The 15,826-nt window shown below is 71.0% G+C and carries 15 protein-coding genes; 12 read left to right on the top strand and 3 right to left on the bottom strand.

Annotated elements, in window-relative coordinates; genetic code table 11:
* Window positions 1-48: 48 nt before the first annotated feature.
* From AC1DG4_RS09060 to AC1DG4_RS09030, 7 genes are all read left to right on the top strand, one after another.
* The gene (locus tag AC1DG4_RS09060) at window positions 49-777 is read left to right on the top strand and encodes an NUDIX hydrolase (protein WP_477377356.1); all 729 of its coding nucleotides are present in this window, start codon (window positions 49-51) and stop codon (window positions 775-777) included.
* Window positions 774-2,132 (top strand): quinolinate synthase NadA, encoded by a 1,359-nt coding sequence (gene nadA / locus AC1DG4_RS09055; RefSeq protein ID WP_477377079.1) that lies wholly within the window; start codon window positions 774-776, stop codon window positions 2,130-2,132. Before AC1DG4_RS09060 ends, nadA begins: the two co-directional genes overlap by 4 nt.
* Window positions 2,132-3,889 (top strand): L-aspartate oxidase, encoded by a 1,758-nt coding sequence (locus tag AC1DG4_RS09050; RefSeq protein ID WP_477420210.1) that lies wholly within the window; start codon window positions 2,132-2,134, stop codon window positions 3,887-3,889. Before nadA ends, AC1DG4_RS09050 begins: the two co-directional genes overlap by 1 nt.
* A complete protein-coding gene (gene nadC / locus AC1DG4_RS09045; protein WP_477377075.1) occupies window positions 3,889-4,773 on the top strand; it encodes a carboxylating nicotinate-nucleotide diphosphorylase in 885 nt (294 codons plus the stop codon). Before AC1DG4_RS09050 ends, nadC begins: the two co-directional genes overlap by 1 nt.
* Window position 4,774: 1 nt before the next feature.
* Complete coding sequence (locus AC1DG4_RS09040; protein WP_477377073.1) at window positions 4,775-5,956, top strand: cysteine desulfurase family protein; 1,182 nt, start codon at window positions 4,775-4,777, stop codon at window positions 5,954-5,956.
* A gap of 9 nt (window positions 5,957-5,965) precedes the next feature.
* Complete coding sequence (locus AC1DG4_RS09035) at window positions 5,966-6,907, top strand: glycosyltransferase family 2 protein (RefSeq protein ID WP_477377071.1); 942 nt, start codon at window positions 5,966-5,968, stop codon at window positions 6,905-6,907.
* Window positions 6,908-6,972: 65 nt separating this feature from the next.
* Window positions 6,973-7,746, top strand: coding sequence for an SDR family NAD(P)-dependent oxidoreductase (locus tag AC1DG4_RS09030; protein ID WP_477377069.1), 774 nt, complete (start codon window positions 6,973-6,975; stop codon window positions 7,744-7,746).
* Between the two features lie 57 nt (window positions 7,747-7,803).
* Here AC1DG4_RS09030 and AC1DG4_RS09025 read toward each other — a convergent pair whose 3' ends face one another.
* Window positions 7,804-9,687 (bottom strand): ABC transporter ATP-binding protein, encoded by a 1,884-nt coding sequence (locus AC1DG4_RS09025; protein WP_477377354.1) that lies wholly within the window; start codon window positions 9,685-9,687, stop codon window positions 7,804-7,806.
* Window positions 9,688-10,005: 318 nt separating this feature from the next.
* Here AC1DG4_RS09025 and AC1DG4_RS09020 point away from each other — a divergent pair, with 318 nt between their 5' ends.
* Both AC1DG4_RS09020 and AC1DG4_RS09015 read left to right on the top strand, forming a co-directional pair.
* Window positions 10,006-11,484, top strand: a complete 1,479-nt coding sequence (locus AC1DG4_RS09020; protein ID WP_477377067.1) for an MDR family MFS transporter — start codon at window positions 10,006-10,008, stop codon at window positions 11,482-11,484.
* A 320-nt stretch (window positions 11,485-11,804) separates the two neighbouring features.
* On the top strand, window positions 11,805-12,713 hold the full coding sequence (locus AC1DG4_RS09015; RefSeq protein ID WP_477377065.1) for a hypothetical protein: 909 nt from the start codon (window positions 11,805-11,807) through the stop codon (window positions 12,711-12,713).
* A 372-nt stretch (window positions 12,714-13,085) separates the two neighbouring features.
* Here the strand turns inward: AC1DG4_RS09015 and AC1DG4_RS09010 are convergent, their stop codons facing one another.
* On the bottom strand, window positions 13,086-13,298 hold the full coding sequence (locus AC1DG4_RS09010) for a hypothetical protein (RefSeq protein WP_477377064.1): 213 nt from the start codon (window positions 13,296-13,298) through the stop codon (window positions 13,086-13,088).
* 146 nt (window positions 13,299-13,444) lie between these two features.
* On the opposite strand from AC1DG4_RS09010, the gene AC1DG4_RS09005 reads away from it, so the two are divergent.
* From AC1DG4_RS09005 to AC1DG4_RS08995, 3 genes are all read left to right on the top strand, one after another.
* A complete protein-coding gene (locus AC1DG4_RS09005) occupies window positions 13,445-14,017 on the top strand; it encodes a carboxymuconolactone decarboxylase family protein (protein ID WP_477377062.1) in 573 nt (190 codons plus the stop codon).
* 185 nt (window positions 14,018-14,202) lie between these two features.
* Window positions 14,203-14,502 (top strand): Fe-S cluster assembly protein HesB, encoded by a 300-nt coding sequence (locus AC1DG4_RS09000; RefSeq protein ID WP_378807279.1) that lies wholly within the window; start codon window positions 14,203-14,205, stop codon window positions 14,500-14,502.
* Window positions 14,503-14,608: 106 nt separating this feature from the next.
* The gene (locus AC1DG4_RS08995) at window positions 14,609-15,196 is read left to right on the top strand and encodes a 1-acyl-sn-glycerol-3-phosphate acyltransferase (protein WP_477377060.1); all 588 of its coding nucleotides are present in this window, start codon (window positions 14,609-14,611) and stop codon (window positions 15,194-15,196) included.
* Here the strand turns inward: AC1DG4_RS08995 and AC1DG4_RS08990 are convergent.
* Window positions 15,180-15,818 carry a DUF1345 domain-containing protein gene (locus AC1DG4_RS08990; RefSeq protein ID WP_477377058.1) on the bottom strand — a complete coding sequence of 213 codons (639 nt, stop codon included), beginning with the start codon at window positions 15,816-15,818 and terminating at the stop codon, window positions 15,180-15,182. The two genes, AC1DG4_RS08995 and AC1DG4_RS08990, sit on opposite strands and share 17 nt — an antisense overlap.
* Window positions 15,819-15,826 lie beyond the last annotated feature (8 nt).

Below are 15,826 nucleotides of genomic sequence, written 5' to 3'. Positions count from 1 at the left end.
CTTCTGGTCAGAATGACTCTAAGATCGGATCCGGAGGTTAGAGTCATGATGACCAGAAGCGAGGGATCCGAAGACGGCATTCGCGTCGCCGTCTCGACGGTGATCCTCACGATGCGCCGCGACGGCCGCACCGCGCCGCGCATCGCCCTGCCTCTGGTACGCCGTACCCGCGACCCGCATGCCGGAGCCTGGGCGCTCCCCGGCGGCTGGCTGGATGAGCGCGAGGGCCTTGCGGCCGCAGCGGCGCGCACGCTCGCCGAGACCACCGGCCTCGCCCCCAGCTTCCTCGAGCAGCTGTACGCGTTCGGCGCCGTGGACCGCTCCCCCAGCCGCGTGATCTCGGTCGTGTACTGGGCCCTGCTGCGCGAGGATCTCGTGGACCAGCAGCTGGCGGCGCGGGGGTCGTCCGGCGAGGAGATCGAGAACGTCGCCTGGTTCGACGCCTCCGAGCTGCCCGCACTCGCCTTCGATCACGGGCGCATCGTCGAGTACGCGCTGTGGCGGCTGCGCAACAAGGCGGGGTACAGCCGCGTGGCGCAGGGGTTCCTCCCCCCGGAATTCACTCTGGCCGATCTGCGCGAGGCGTACGAGACCATCCTCGGACGCAAGCTGGATCCCGCGAACTTCCGTCGTCAGGTCGACGCGACGCGGACCCTGATCCCCACCAACGCGTTCCGCACGGGCAGCCATCGCCCTGCCCGGCTGTACCGCGATGCCACCGACGTCGAGCTCGCCGATCGCGGCCCGCTCGCCCCCGACGAGACGAGGACCTCATGAGCACCACCTCTCCCCTTCGACAGGCTCAGGGACCGGTACGACAGGCTCAGAGACCGGGCTCGATCGATCCGTCCGTCGACCACGCGCTGCGGCTGATCGTCGCCGGTGCATCCGCGGAGTCAACCTGCACGACGGATCTCGCCGCGGGCCCCTGGAACTTCGACGCGATCCCCGGCTACGGCCCCGGATCGTCCATGGGCGACGTCATCCCGACCGGCGCGCCCCGCCAGGGAGAGCTCCCCTCCGCGTATCGCGAGGCCGACGAGGACGAGCTGCACGAGCGGATCCGCGCGGCCAAGGCGACCCTCGGCGAGCGCGTCGTGGTGCTCGGGCACTTCTACCAGCGCGAAGAGGTCGTGCGGCACGCCGACCACGTCGGCGACTCGTTCCAGCTCGCAGGGTTCGCGAAGCAGCACCCCGATGCGGAAGCCATCGTGTTCTGCGGCGTGCACTTCATGGCCGAGACGGCCGATCTGCTCTCCGGCGAGGACCAGGCCGTGATCCTGCCGAACCTCGCTGCCGGCTGCTCGATGGCGGACATGGCCGACATCGACCAGGTCGAGGACTGCTGGGAGCAGCTGGCCGAGGTGCTGGGCCCGCTCGACGAGCTGGATGCCGAAGGGCTCGTGCCCGTGATCCCGGTCACGTACATGAACTCCTCGGCCGCCATCAAGGGCTTCGTGGGTCGGCACGGCGGCATCGTGTGCACCTCCTCGAACGCGCGGACCGTGCTGGAGTGGGCGTTCGCGCGCGGACGGCGGGTGCTGTTCTTCCCGGACCAGCACCTGGGCCGCAACACGGCGAAGGCGATGGGCGTGCCGCTGGAGCAGATGCCGATGTGGAATCCGCGCCGTCCGCTCGGCGGATCCTCTGCGGAGGGCCTGCAGGATTCCCGCGTCATCCTCTGGCACGGGTTCTGCTCCGTGCACCGTCGCTTCACCGTCGCGCAGATCGACCAGGCCCGCGCAGAGCACCCCGGCGTGCGCGTGATCGTGCACCCCGAGTGCCCGACGGAGGTCGTGGACGCCGCGGACGAGGCCGGATCCACCGACTTCATCCGCAAGGCCATCGCCGCGGCGACCGAGCCCACGACCTTCGCGGTCGGCACCGAGATCAACCTCGTCCGGCGGCTCGCGGCGGAGTATCCGCAGCACGAGATCTTCTGCCTGGATCCGGTGGTCTGCCCCTGTTCGACGATGTATCGGATCCACCCCGGCTACCTCGCCTGGGTGCTCGAGGAGCTCGTGGCAGGGCGCACCCCGAACCGGATCACGGTGCCCGCGGACGTGGCGGACCCGGCCAGGGTCGCGCTCGAGCGCATGCTGGCCGCGCGCCCTCCGGTGGCGGTGGCCTGATGCAGGCCTCCCGCGAGCGCCGCGCCGCCGAGGCGCTGCACGTGCTCGTGATCGGCGGCGGCATCGCGGGACTCACCGCGGCGCTGCATGCGCATGAGGCCGGCCACCGTGTCGAGGTCGTCGTGAAGGACGCTCTCGGCGACGGCGCGACCGCGCTCGCCCAGGGCGGCATCGCCGGGGTGTACGGCGTGGACGTCGAAGGAGTGGCGGACTCCCCCGCGGCGCACGCCGCGGACACGCTCGCCGCCGGGGCCGGGCTCTCGGATCCCGAGGTGGTCGACGTACTCGTGGCCGAGGCGCCGGCGCGGATCGCCGAGCTGGTCGCCCGAGGTGTGCCCTTCGACCGAGACCCCCAGGGGCGGCTTCTGCGCGGGCTCGAGGCCGCGCACTCCGCGGCGCGGATCGCGCACGCCGGCGGTGACGCGACGGGCGCGGCGATCTCCGCCGCCCTCGTGCGTGCCGTGCGGGATGTGGGGATCGCCGTCCGCGAGCACACGATGCTCGTGGATCTGCTCGTGGCGCGCGGGGCCGTGCACGGAGCCCGGTTGCTCGCCGGCGGACGGATCGCCGAGGTCTCGGCGGATGCGGTGATCCTCGCGACGGGCGGAGCCGGGCGGCTTTTCCGGCACACGACGGCCCCGGCGGTCTGCACGGGCGACGGCATCGCGGCCGCTCTGCGCGCGGGCGCCGCGGTCGCCGATCTGGAGTTCGTGCAGTTCCACCCCACGATCCTGGCCGCGACGGGACCCGCGTTCCTGATCTCCGAGGCGGTGCGAGGCGAAGGCGCGACCCTGATCGACGACGACGGGGTGCGCTTCGCCTTCGACGCGCACCCCGACGGCGAGCTCGCCCCGCGCGATGTCGTGACCCGGGCCGTCGTCCGCCGCGCGCGGGAACAGGGAGGCCCCGTGCGGCTCGATGCCACGGCCCTGGGCGCGGAGCGACTCGCGCAGCGCTTCCCGACGATCGACCGGGTGACCCGGGAGCGCGGCTTCGACTGGGCCCGCGAGCCCATCCCGGTCACGCCCGCCGCGCACTACCTCATGGGCGGCGTGGTCACCGATGCCGATGGCCGCAGCACACTGCCCGGCCTCTACGCGGTCGGCGAGACCGCGCGGACGGGTGTGCACGGTGCCAACCGGCTCGCCTCGAACTCGCTGCTCGAGGGAGCCGTGTTCGGCGCGCGCGCCGCGGCAGCACTCTCCTCATGGTCGTTGAGCGCGGACGTCGCAGGCTCCCCGATCCCTGAGCGAGCGCAGCGAGACGAAGGACGCTCCCCGGTTCCTGAGCGAGCGCAGCGAGACGAAGGACGCTCCCCGATCCCTGAGCGAGCGCAACGAGACGAAGGACGCTCCCCGGTTCCTGAGCGAGCGCAGCGAGACGAAGGACGCTCCCCGGTTCCTGAGCGAGCGCAGCGAGACGAAGGACGCTCCCCGGTTCCGAGGCTGGATCGGCTCGATGCCGCACCCCTCCCCGATCCGTTCTCCCGCGTCGCCCTGCAGGACCTCATGTGGGAGCTCGTCGGGCCCCTGCGCACCACCGAAGGCCTCGAGGTGGCACGGGCGACCGTCCACTCATGGCGAGAGTCGGGGGATCTGACCCGCACCGCGGTCGAGGACCGCAACCTGCTCCAAGTCGCGGAGGCCATGATCGCCGCCGCACTCGCCCGCCCGGTCTCGGTCGGCGCGCATCACATCCTCACCTCTGCACGTCCGGTTTCCGCCGAGGAATCCGCCCCCGCCCTGATCGGAGTCTGATGCTCACCCCCGCACTCCTCACCCGCGTCGTCGGCGCCGCCCTCGAAGAGGACGCCCCGTGGGGCGATCTGACGAGCACCGCGCTGCTACCCGCCGACGCGCCGGCGACCGCCGACCTCGTCGCACGCGAGCCCGGTGTGCTGGCCGGCGGCGACGTCTTCGCCGAGGCGTTCACGCTCACGGATCCGACGACCGTCGTCGACCTGCACGTCGCGGACGGTGACGCCTTCGCGGCCGGTGACGTGCTCGCGACGGTGACCGGATCCGCCCGCAGCCTGCTCACGGCCGAGCGCGTGGCGCTGAACTTCACGCAGCGTCTCAGCGGCATCGCGACGCTGACCGCCGCCTATGTCGCCGCGGTCGAGGGCGCCGGCCCCGACGGCAAACGCGTGCGTATCGCGGACACCCGCAAGACCACCCCGGGCCTGCGCGCGTTCGAGCGGCACGCCGTGCTCGCCGGCGGCGGGCGCAACCACCGGTTCTCGCTGTCCGATGCGGTGATGGCCAAGGACAACCACCTCGCGGTGCTGAGCCGCGGCGGACGCGACCTCGCCACCGCGCTGCAGGAGGCGATCGCGACGCTGCCGCACACCACGCACGTCGTGGTCGAGGTGGACCGGCTCGACCAGATCCCCGCGGTTCTGGAGGGCGGCGCGCACACCGTGCTGCTGGACAACTTCTCGCTGCAGGATCTGCGCGCCGGCGTCGCGCTGATCGACGGCCGGGCGACCGCGGAGGCCTCGGGCGGCGTGAACCTCGACACCGTGCGCGCGATCGCCGGCACCGGGGTCGACGTGATCTCGGTCGGCGCGCTCACCCACTCCGCACGGGCTCTCGATCTCGGGCTCGACGTGCGGATCGACGCCGGTCCGCGGATCGACTGAGATGGCTGGTCCGCTCTACCTCGATCACGCGGCGACCTCACCCGTCCGGCCCGAGGTGCTCGAGGCGATGGCGCCCTTCCTGACCCGGACGTTCGGAAACCCGTCCAGCCACCACACGGTGGGCGAAGCGGCGAGCGCGGCACTGGACGACGCCCGCGCCCGCGTGGCCCGCGTGCTGGGGCTGCGCGCCGGCGACGTGGTCTTCACCGCCGGGGGCACCGAGGCGAACAATCTCGCGGTCAAGGGCATCGTACTGGCCGCGCGGTTCCCGAGCGAGGAGCGCAGCGACGAGGCGAGGGGCGCCCGAGGCGGGCGGCACGTGATCACGACGCCGATCGAACACGAGTCGATCCTGGAGTCGGTCGCATACCTCGCGCGCTTCCACGACGTGACGGCGACCCTGGTGCCCGTCGACGGCCGGGGTCGAGTGGATCCGGCCGCGGTCTCCGCGGCGATCCGCGACGACACCGCGCTGATCGCGGTCGGGCATGCGAACAACGAGATCGGCACGATCCAGGACGTCGCGGGCATCGCCGCGGCCGCCGCGGCACGCCGCGTCCCGCTGCATGTGGACGCCGTGCAGTCCGCCGGCTGGCTGCCGCTGTCGGGACTCGGCGCCGACGCGATCGCGATCGCCGGCCATAAGCTGGGCGCCCCCAAGGGCATCGGCGCGCTCGCGGTGCGCGGACGCGTGCCGCTCGAGCCCCTGGTGCACGGCGGAGGTCAGGAGCGCGGACGCCGCTCCGGCACCGAGAATGTGGCGGGCGCGGTGGCTCTCGCCACGGCGCTCGAACTGGCCGAGGGCGAACGCGCAGAGGCCGCCGCTCGCGTCGGCGCGGAGTCCGCGCGGCTCATCGCGGGCATCCTCGCGGCGGTGCCCTCGGCGCGCCTGACCGGTGACCCGGAGCGGCGGCTGCCCGGCACGGCGAGCTTCACCTTCGCCGAGGTCTCTGGCGAAGCCGTGCTGCTCGAATTGGAGCGGCGGGGCGTGGTGTCGTCCAGCGGGTCGGCGTGCGCGGCCGGCAGCGACGAGCCCTCCCACGTGCTGCTGGCCTGCGGGATCGACCCCGTCGTCGCGCAGACCTCGGTGCGCTTCACGCTCGGCCACGCGGGTCTTCCCGGCGACGGACCGGAACGGCTCGTGGGCCTCGTCTCCGACGCCGTGGCCGCCGTGCGCTCCTAGACTGGCGAGGTGCCCGCTCCGCTCGTGACCGTGATCGTGCCCGGTCGCGACATCGCCGACTTCGCCCCCGCCGCCCTCGATTCGCTGCGCGCGCAGACCGAGACGTCCTGGCGTGCGATCCTCGTCGACGACGGATCCAGAGACGACACCGGCCGGATCTTCGAGGCCGCGGCGCACGTGGATCCCCGGTTCACCCTCCTGCGCCACGCCCGCTCCCGGGGCCTGGGCGCCGCCCGCAATGCGGCCCTCGACCTCGTCGACACCGAGTACCTCGGCTTCCTCGACGGCGACGACGAGCTCGCGCCGACCGCTCTCGCGCGGATGACGGGCACCCTCGCCGCGACCGGCAGCGACTTCGTGACGGGCGCCTACGTGCGCTCGCGCTGGGACGGCCGGGGCTACGAGGCGGGGCGGGTGCAGCCCTGGGTCGCGGCGGCGACGGATCCGGAGCGCCTCGGGACCACGATCTTCGCGCATCCTGCCGCGTCGGCGAACATCGTGGCGTGGTCGAAGGTCAGCCGCACCGCGTTCTGGCAAGGCCTCCGGTTCCCGGAGGGCGTCGCCTACGAGGACCAGGTCGTTGCGCAGCGGATGTACACGACCGCACGTGCCTTCGACGTCATCCCCGATGTGGTCGTGCGGTGGCGGCTGCGCGAGAACGGCACGTCGATCACGCAGGGCAAGCATCGGCTCCGCGTGCTGCACGACTACCTCGCGGCGCTGCGCGGCGGCATCGATGTGCTGCATCAGGCGGGCGCGCGCGCTGCCGTGGCCGCTAGGCTCGACCTCATCCTCGCGATGGACGTGCCGCCGCTCCAGGAGATCGCCGGCACCCACCCCGACCCCGCGTATCCCGCGGCGGTCCGAGCGTTCCTCGAAGAGCTCCAGGCACTCCCCGAGTTCGCCGACGCCCGCGTGGATCCCACCCTCGCCGCCGCGCTGCACTGGTAGCCGCGGCCACGGCCAGGACGGCCGGCGCGCCCGCGCGCATCGAGCCGCCCAGAATCAGGACCACCATGAACGACTATCTCTCCGAACTCTTCTCTCTCGATGGCCGCACCGCCGTGGTCACCGGCGGCAGCTCCGGCATCGGCCGCGGCATCGCGACCGCACTCGCCCGCGCCGGCGCCGCGACGGTGATCGTCGCCCGCGGCGCCGAGCGGATCGAGGAGACCGTGCGCGAGCTCACGGACGCGGGCTGCCGCGCCGCGGGCGTCGTCGGCGACCTCGGCACCCGTGACGGGATCCGTGCGGCCGGCGAGGCGGCCGCACTGCCGTTCGGCGAGCCCGACATCCTGGTGAACTCGGCCGGCATCAACATCCGCCCGGCCTTCGCGGAGATCACCGAGTCCGACTGGGACGCCACGATGACCGTGAACGCGCTCGCCCCGTTCCTGCTCGGACAGAGGTACGCCACGGGCATGGCGGAGCGCGGCTACGGCCGCCTCATCCACATCAGCTCGCAGCAGGCGCACCGTGCCTTCGTCGGCAGCGGGATCTACGGCGTCTCGAAGGGCGCGATCGAATCCCTGGTGCGGTCCGAGGCGGAGGCCTGGGGCGGGACCGGAGTCACCAGCAACGCCCTCGTCCCCGGTTTCGTGCTGACGCCGCTCAACGCCCGGCTGCAGGAGGATCCGCAGCAGATCGCGGCGCTCGCCGCCCGCACGATGATCGGCCGCAACGGGCTGCCCTCCGACTTCGCGGGTGCCGCGGTGTTCCTCGCCGGCGCCGGATCCGCGTACGTCACGGGGCATTCGCTGTTCGTCGACGGCGGCCTGAGCGTGCACTGAGCGCRCCCGGCTCCGGCCCTCTCAGGGCCGGAGCCGCTGGCGTCGTGCCGGGGACCGTCAGGCCGAGCGGACGTCGTCGTCGATCCGGGCTGCGGCCACCTGCTGCGCGGCGAGGTCGGCGTAGAGCCCGCCCTGCGCGAGCAGTTCGGCGTGCGTGCCCGACTCGATGATCCGCCCCTCCTGCACGACGTGGATGACGTCCGCGCCGATCACCGTCGACAGCCGGTGCGCGATGGTGAGCGTGGTGCGGCCCTTGGCCGCCTCGTCCAGCGCCTCCTGGACGACCCGCTCCGAGACGGTATCGAGCGCGGAGGTCGCCTCGTCCAACAGCAGCACGGGCGGATCCTTCAGCAGCACCCGCGCGATCGCAATGCGCTGCTTCTCGCCGCCGGAGAGCCGATAGCCGCGCTCCCCCACCACGGTGTCGTAGCCGTCCTCGAAGCCGGCGATCACGTGGTGGATGTTGGCCGCCGTGCAGGCCGCGACGAGCTCCTCGTCGGTCGCGTCCGGCTTGGAGTAGACGAGGTTCTCCCGGATCGTGGCGTGGAACAGATAGGTCTCCTGCGACACGATCCCGATCTCGTCGATGATCGATTCCTGCGTGAGGTCGCGCACGTCGGCGCCGTCGAAGAGCACCGCGCCCTCTGACGCCTCGTAGAGCCGCGGCGCGAGGTAGAGGATCGTCGTCTTGCCCGCGCCGGAGGGGCCGACGAAGGCCACGTGCTGTCCGGGCTCCGCCGTGAACGAGATCCCCTGGAGGGTGTCACGCCCGGCGGAGGACGCATCGGGGTAGCGGAACCGTACGTCGCGGAACTCGAGGCGGCCGCGCGGGCCTGGCGCGGCCGTCGCGGACTGCGCATCCGGCGCGTCCTGGATCTGGGGCACCAGATCGAGGTACTCGAAGATGCGCGCGAACAGCGCCTGCGAGGTCTGCACGTCCAGCGCGACGCGCATGAGCCCGATCAGCGGCATGAGCAGGCGCGCCTGCACGGTCGTGAACGCCACGATCGCGCCGGCGGTGATCGTTCCGGTGCCGCCCGCGACGAGGAATCCTGCGACGAGGTAGATGATCGCGGGGACGCTCGACATCAGCACCGACACCACGGCGAAGAATCCCTGGCCGCTCATCGCGGTGCGCACCTGCAGGCGGATCTGGGTGCGGTTCTGCGCCTGATAGCGCGCCGACTCGGAACGCTGCCGGTTGAACGACTTCGACAGCAGGATCCCCGACACGCTCAGGGTCTCCTGCGTGATGGACGTGAGCTCGGACAGCGACTCCTGCGTCTGCCCGGCGATCCGCGCGCGCACCTGTCCGACCCGCCGCTGCACGAGCACCAGGATCGGCATCACGCACACGGCGATGATCGTCAGCCGCCAGTCCAGCAGGATCATCGCGACGAGCGAGGCGATCACCGTGACGGTGTTGCCGAGGATGCTCGTGACCGTGCTCGTGAGCACGCCGGACACTCCGCCGACGTCGTTCTGCAGGCGGGACTGGATGACGCCGGTCTTGGTGCGCGTGAAGAAGCCCAGCTCCATCGACTGCAAGTGCTCGAACAGTCGCACGCGCAGATCTCCCGTGACGCTGTTGCCGACGGTCGAGGTGAGCCAGGTCTGCACGACGCCCAGTCCGGACGAGAGCAGGTACAGGCCGATCATCGACACGACCAGGACCACCAGCAGTTCGAGCTGGGGTCGGCCACCGCCATGCGGGAACAGCGCGTCGTCGAACACCTTCTGCACCAGGAGCGGCGGGATCACCCCGAGCGCGGCGCCGACGATGACGAGCAGGACGGTCGTGAGGATCCGCCGCCGATAGGGCCGGAACAGCCCCACCACCCGGCGTCCGAGGTCGGGGATGCGAGGTGCGTCCGCATTCTGCTTGCGCTGCGCCGCCTCGTCGACCGGGCGCCCGCCGCGCACGCCGCCCATCCTGGCCATCATGCTCATCCGCCCACACCCCTGACCGCCTCCGGCCGCCCGCGCCGTCGGCACCTGCCGTTCTCTGCTTCGGGGTAAGCGTATGTCCGGGCGCCGACGTCGCGGCGCACCCGCCGGATGCGTCCGCTCAGGGCGCAACCCGCGCGGCCGGGCGCTTCGCACAGCAGCTCAGGCATCGGGGCGCTGCTGTGAGCAGCGCGGGCGCCTGCGGATCCGATCCGGGAATGGAATGTCCGAGGCTGTGGTTACGCTGAGAGTCGCTCGCAGCTCCGCGCAGCCCATCCCCTTTTTTCGCCCCCGCAGAGCCGGAGGAAACACATGTCCGCCCTTGACACCGGATCCGTGCCGATCAGCGCCGGATCCTCCCTGATCCCCCGCCGAGACATGGCGGTCATCTGGGTGCTCCTCGCCGCCGCCTTCGTCGCGATCCTCAACGAGACGACGATGAGCATGGCGATCCCGCACCTCATCGACGATCTCAAGATCACGCCCCTCGCCGCGCAGTGGGTGACGAGCGCGTTCATGCTGACCATGGCTGTCGTGATCCCCACCACCGGATTCCTGCTGCAGCGCTTCACGACGCGGCAGATGTTCCTCGGCGCTTTGGCGCTCTTCTCCGCGGGAACGCTGATCGCCGCGCTCGCACCCGGCTTCACGGTGCTGCTCGTCGCCCGCGTCGTGCAGGCCTCCGGCACCGCGATCATGATGCCGCTGCTCATGACCACGCTGATGAATCTGGTCCCCGCGGCGAGCCGCGGCCGGATGATGGGGCGCGTCAGCATCGTCATCTCGCTCGCGCCCGCGATCGGCCCGACGCTGTCGGGCTTCCTGCTCGATCACTTCAGCTGGCGCGCGATCTTCGTGGTCGTGCTGCCGATCGCACTGGTCGCGATGCTGATCGGCTGGCGCTGGCTGACGAACGTCGGCGAGCGCACCGACGCCCCGCTCGACGTGCTCTCGATCGTGCTGAGTGCGTTCGGCTTCGGCGGACTCGTGTTCGGCCTCAGCCAGATCGGCGCCCTCGCAGGCGGCGGCGCAACAGCCGCTCCTCTGGTGATCTCGCTCGTCGTAGGCGTGGCGGGGCTCGTCGCGTTCCTCTGGCGGCAGGTGATCCTGCAGCGCAAGGATGACGCGCTGCTCGACCTGCGGGTGTTCGCCTCGCGAGACTTCACCCTCTCGATGGTGCAGATGTTCCTGCTGTCGCTCGCGTTCTTCGGGACGCTCACGGTGATACCGCTGTTCCTGCAGAAGGCGCTCGGCCTGGAGACGACGGAGGCGGGGCTCGTGCTCCTGCCCGGCGCGCTCGCGATGGGTCTGCTCGGTCCGGTCATCGGGCGGATCTACGACTCCCGCGGCACGAAGATCCTGCTGATCCCCGGCTCGATCCTCACCGCCGCATCGCTGTGGTTCTACACGACGCTCGCCACGACCACCCCGGTGTGGATCGTGCTCGTCGCGCAGACGCTGCTGTCGATCGGGCTCGCCCTGTCGTTCACGCCGCTGTTCACCGCATCGCTCGCGTCGCTGAAGCCGAAGTTCTACTCCTACGGCAGCGCGGTCATCGGCACCGTGCAGCAGGTCGCGGGTGCGGCCGGCATCGCCGTGATGATCGCCGTGTTCACGCTCATCGTGAACGCGAACGGCGGCACCGAGGCGCCCGACGCCGTCGCGGCCGGTTCGCGCAGCACGTTCGTGATCGGCGCCGTCATCGCGACCGTGACTATCCTCGGTGCTTTCATCATCCGCAAGCCCGAGGACCAGCCCGACGAGGCGGGCTCCGCCCCCGCAATGCACTGACCCTCCCGGGGCGCTCCGGGGCGTGCCGTTCCGGGGCGTTCCCCATTTAGAGTCGTCCCCGCCAGCGCACGCCAGAGGCTCCGCTGACGGGGACGACCCCGTGGTTCTGGCGCCATCTTCGGCGGGTGCAGCCTCACCTAGCGAGTCGTCCCCATGAGTGCACGCCAGGGGCTCTGCTCGCGGGGACGACCCGGTGACGTGGATCCCAACATTCCGAGTCGTCCCCGCCAGCGCACCCAATAGGCTCCGCTGACGGGGACGACTCTGTGGCTGTGGATAGTTTCCGCGCCATCTCGCTCCATGCGGCACGCTTGCGTGGCATGGGATGGCGCGAGGTCGCACACGCACAACAGGGGCTGATCACCCGGGCCCAGCTGCACGCCGTCGGGGTGACACGAGGCATGATCCGGCATCGGATCTCGACGGATCGATGGGTCGCGCGATCTTCGCTGGTCATAGGCACGACCACCGGCGACCTCACCCGAGCCCAGCTCATGCGGCTCGGTGTCCTGCACGCGGGCGGCGCCGCGCTCATCGGTGACCTCACGGCGGCGGAGCTCGGCGGACTGCGCAACTGGCATCGCGAAGAGGTCACCGTGCTGGTCCCCCAGGGCCGTGAGCTCGGACCGCCGCTGGAGAGGATCCGCTTCGTGGAGACCAGGCGCCCGCTGAAGACGATGAGACTACCTGACCTCGACCTTCCGGTCTGCAGGCTAGAACCCGCCGTGCTCCACTTCGCGGCGTATCAGCCATCGACGCGCACGGCAGAAGGCGTGCTGGCGGCGGCGGTGCAGCAAGGACTCACGACGGCCGCGCTGCTGCGCGAGTGGGTCGATCGGATGCGGCCCCTGCGCTGGGCGCCGATGTTCCGTCAGACGCTGGGCGAGATCGCAGACGGATCCCAGTCCGTTGCGGAGCTCGACGTGCTGCGGATGTGCCGCGAGTACGGCTTGTGCGCACCCCAGCGGCAGACGAAACGCCGGGATGCGCGGGGTCGGATTCGGTACACCGATTGCGAATGGCAGCTGGCCGACGGCCAAACGCTGGTGTTGGAAGTGGACGGAGCGTTCCATATGGAACTCGAGCATTGGGAGGACGACCTCGCCCGCCAGCGAGCACTCGCCGCGCACGGCCGCGTGCAGATCCGCTGCACCGCGCGGGAGCTCCGGGACACCCCGGGGACCATCGCCCACGACCTGCGTCTGCTCGGTGTCCCCCGCGCCGCCTGACCCTGTCGCTTCCGAATGCTGCAGGATGTGGCCAGCGCACGACGTCGAGTCGTCCCCACGAGCGCACGCTATAACCGCCGCTCACAGGGACGACCCCAAAAGGCGGGGCACTTCAAACCCGAGTCGTCCCCGCGAGCGCACGCCACAGGGTCCGCCGACGGGGACGAGGCGGAAGAAGGAGCACTGCAAACTCAAGGAGCCCGGGACCGAGTCGTCCCCACGAGCGCACGCCAYAACCGCCGCTGACAGCGACGACCCAAAGGGCGGGGCACCACAACCCCGAGTCGTCCCCGCGAGCGCACGCCATAGGGTCCGCTGACGGGGACGAGGCGGAAGAAGAAGCCAGCCCGGGGGGCTAGGGGAAGGGAGCCGTCAGGACTTCGCGGCGGGGAGACGGCAGACGCCGCCGATGCAGAGGCCAGCGTCGGCTGGGTCGATGCCCGGGAACAGTGCCAGGCCGCCATCGGCTGAGTCGATGCCTGGGAACGGCGCCAGGCCGGCCGAAGCGCCGCCCGGAGCAGCACCATTCGTCGGGCGCTGGGCGTCCGCGGAGGTGTGCTGCTCGGATTCGGCTGCGGTGGTCATCCCTCGATGGTACGCCCGCGCACGGCGACGGGCGCCGTTGAGGCGTTTGCCCCATGCCGCCCTCCTGCGCCGGGCGTATTCTTCGGTCGTGCGCTGGAGTTMGCCGCCCGCGAGGACGCCCCGGCGCGGACGCGAAGGAGCTTCCCATGATCATCAGCACTCCCCCGGCCGAGACCGCCGAAGGGCATGCCGCCGACATGTACGCCGAAGACATCGCGGACGCCGGTTTCGTCTTCGCCCACACCCGGGCGATGGCGGTGAACCCGGCGGCGCATGAGGCGTTCATGGCGCTCATCCGGGCGATCGTGCCCTCCATCGGCGTCCGCGTCTATGAGGCGGCGACCCTCGGCGCGGCACGCGCGATCGGATCCCCGCACTGCCTCCTCGCTCACGGACGCAAGTCGCTGCGCGCGGAAGTGCTCAGCGACGAAGGACTCGCCGCGTTCGCGCACGGCGACGACGGCGGGTTCAGTCCTGCCGAGCAGGCGGTGATCCGGTACGCCGAGGCGCTATCCACGGATCCGCGGACGATGACAGATGCCGACACGCAACAGTTGCGGGATGCCGGCTACGACGACCGTCAGATCGTGGACATCACCCTCGCCGCGGCCGCGCGAAACTACCTCAGCCGCGCGCTGCTCGCCCTTGCCGTGCCGACCGAGGAGGTGCCGGGACTGGATCCGGAGACGGCTGCGGCGCTGCGAGCCGCAGCCGGCTGAGGCCCGCCCGACCCGCCCCGCTCCCGCCGAAAGCACCGCCCGACCCCTCCCGCGCTCCCAGGTGGGAAGACCCTCCGAATCGAGCCGAATCGCCGCACAGCGGTTGAGAGCTCCGTCCCAAAGGGGAATCGTGGCCCGGACACATGCCGTGACCTCGGCATGTCCGCAACCGGAAGGAGTGCCTCGTGCTCACCTTGACCGACAACGCCACTGCGCTGGTCACCACGCTCGTCCGTCGTCGTACCGACACGGAGGGGGCGGGACTGCGCATCCATACGGCCGACACACCGGGTCAGGCGGGCGAACCCCGCCTTGCCGCCGATGTGGTCGTCTCGCCGGAGCCTGACGATCAGATCCTGGATCTGCCCGGCGCCCCGGTCTTCCTCGAAGGGGAGGCCGCCATCGTCCTGGACGACAAGGTCCTCGACGCGAACGTGAATGAGGAGGGCGCCGTGTCGTTCTCCTTGATGCCGAAGGTCGCCTGACTCTCGGCGCGAGCCGAACGGGCGCATGACCAGGACCTCGCGTCCGGTCATGCGCCCGTTCCCGTTCATGCAGAGTGCGGCATGCGGCCCCCTCTACCGTGGACGGATGCTGAAACGCCTCGCCGCCCGCGTGTTCTGGATGCTCAGCCGCTGGACGCTCGCGACCGAACCGGCACCGACACGTCCCACAGTGCTGATCGGCGCACCGCACACGTCGAACTGGGACTTCGTGCTCATGCTCGGCATCGCCTGGCGGCTCGGCATCGATGTCCACTGGCTCGGTAAGAACAGTCTGTTCCGAGGCTGGCGCGGCCCGCTCATGCGTCGCCTCGGCGGAATACCCGTGGACCGGTCGGATCCCTCCCGCGTCGTCGATGAGGTCGTCGCGCAGGTCAATGACGGCGCCGTGTTCGGGCTGGTGGTCACCCCCGACGGCACCCGTGGTGGCAACGAATACTGGAAGAGCGGCTTCTACCGCATCGCCCTGGAGACGGGCCTGCCGGTGACGCTCGGCTTCGTCGACCGCACCACCATGACGACCGGGCTCGGGCCGACGTTCGAGCTCACCGGAGATGTCGCCGCCGACATGGATCGGATCCGCGGGTTCTACGCGGACAAGGCGGGCGTGCGCCCCGAACGGCGCACCGAACCGCGCCTGCGCGAGGAGTTCCCCGCGGTCACCCCAGGCCCGTGACGAGGTTGATGATCGTGCCGAGGATCAGCGCGCCGAACACGTAGGCGATCGTGGTCTGCGCGATGACGATCCGCCGGATCGCGTTGCGCGTGACGTTGGTGTCCGCCACCTGATACGTCATCCCCAGCCCGACCGAGAAATAGATGAAGTCGGTGTACTCCGGATCCTCTTTCTGATTGAAGACGATCCCGCCGGATCCGTCGTAGTAGAGCTTCGCGTACCTCAGCATGTAGTCGGTCTGGATGAGCCCCCACGAGGCGGCCACACTGAGCACGGCACTCCCCGCCAGCGCGAACTGCGTCCACCCCGCCGCATGCCGGGCCTGGAGCACCACGACGAGGACAGCCGCGATGCTGACGAAGCTGCCCGTCAGCGCGATCACCCGGGCGGCGCCGCGTCCGGGATCCTCCTCGATCGCGTGCGCGTGCGTCTGCGCGGCATCCATTCGCCACACCACCAGCAAGATCCATACGACGCTCACGAGGGCCAGCGTGCCCCACCCGGCGAGTATGCCCGCCGCGAGACCGAGGAACGGTGTCACGACGAAGCCGACCACGATGCCGACGACGATCGCGACTGTGGCGCGCACGCGCCAACGGTGTCGCAGGGGAAGCTCGCTCACCACCGAAT

This window comes from Microbacterium sp. 05N427, assembly GCF_056397105.1.
Note: the sequence above shows the minus strand (reverse complement) of the source record. Positions and strands in the feature narration are given on the sequence as shown.

Coding starts and splice junctions, on each gene's coding strand:
- AC1DG4_RS09060 (WP_477377356.1), top strand. CDS start 49: ATGACCAGAAGCGAGGGATCCGAAGACGGCATTCGCGTCGCCGTCTCG.
- nadA (WP_477377079.1), top strand. CDS start 774: ATGAGCACCACCTCTCCCCTTCGACAGGCTCAGGGACCGGTACGACAG.
- AC1DG4_RS09050 (WP_477420210.1), top strand. CDS start 2,132: ATGCAGGCCTCCCGCGAGCGCCGCGCCGCCGAGGCGCTGCACGTGCTC.
- nadC (WP_477377075.1), top strand. CDS start 3,889: ATGCTCACCCCCGCACTCCTCACCCGCGTCGTCGGCGCCGCCCTCGAA.
- AC1DG4_RS09040 (WP_477377073.1), top strand. CDS start 4,775: ATGGCTGGTCCGCTCTACCTCGATCACGCGGCGACCTCACCCGTCCGG.
- AC1DG4_RS09030 (WP_477377069.1), top strand. CDS start 6,973: ATGAACGACTATCTCTCCGAACTCTTCTCTCTCGATGGCCGCACCGCC.
- AC1DG4_RS09025 (WP_477377354.1), bottom strand. CDS start 9,687: ATGGCCAGGATGGGCGGCGTGCGCGGCGGGCGCCCGGTCGACGAGGCG.
- AC1DG4_RS09020 (WP_477377067.1), top strand. CDS start 10,006: ATGTCCGCCCTTGACACCGGATCCGTGCCGATCAGCGCCGGATCCTCC.
- AC1DG4_RS09015 (WP_477377065.1), top strand. CDS start 11,805: ATGGGATGGCGCGAGGTCGCACACGCACAACAGGGGCTGATCACCCGG.
- AC1DG4_RS09010 (WP_477377064.1), bottom strand. CDS start 13,298: ATGACCACCGCAGCCGAATCCGAGCAGCACACCTCCGCGGACGCCCAG.
- AC1DG4_RS09005 (WP_477377062.1), top strand. CDS start 13,445: ATGATCATCAGCACTCCCCCGGCCGAGACCGCCGAAGGGCATGCCGCC.
- AC1DG4_RS08995 (WP_477377060.1), top strand. CDS start 14,609: ATGCTGAAACGCCTCGCCGCCCGCGTGTTCTGGATGCTCAGCCGCTGG.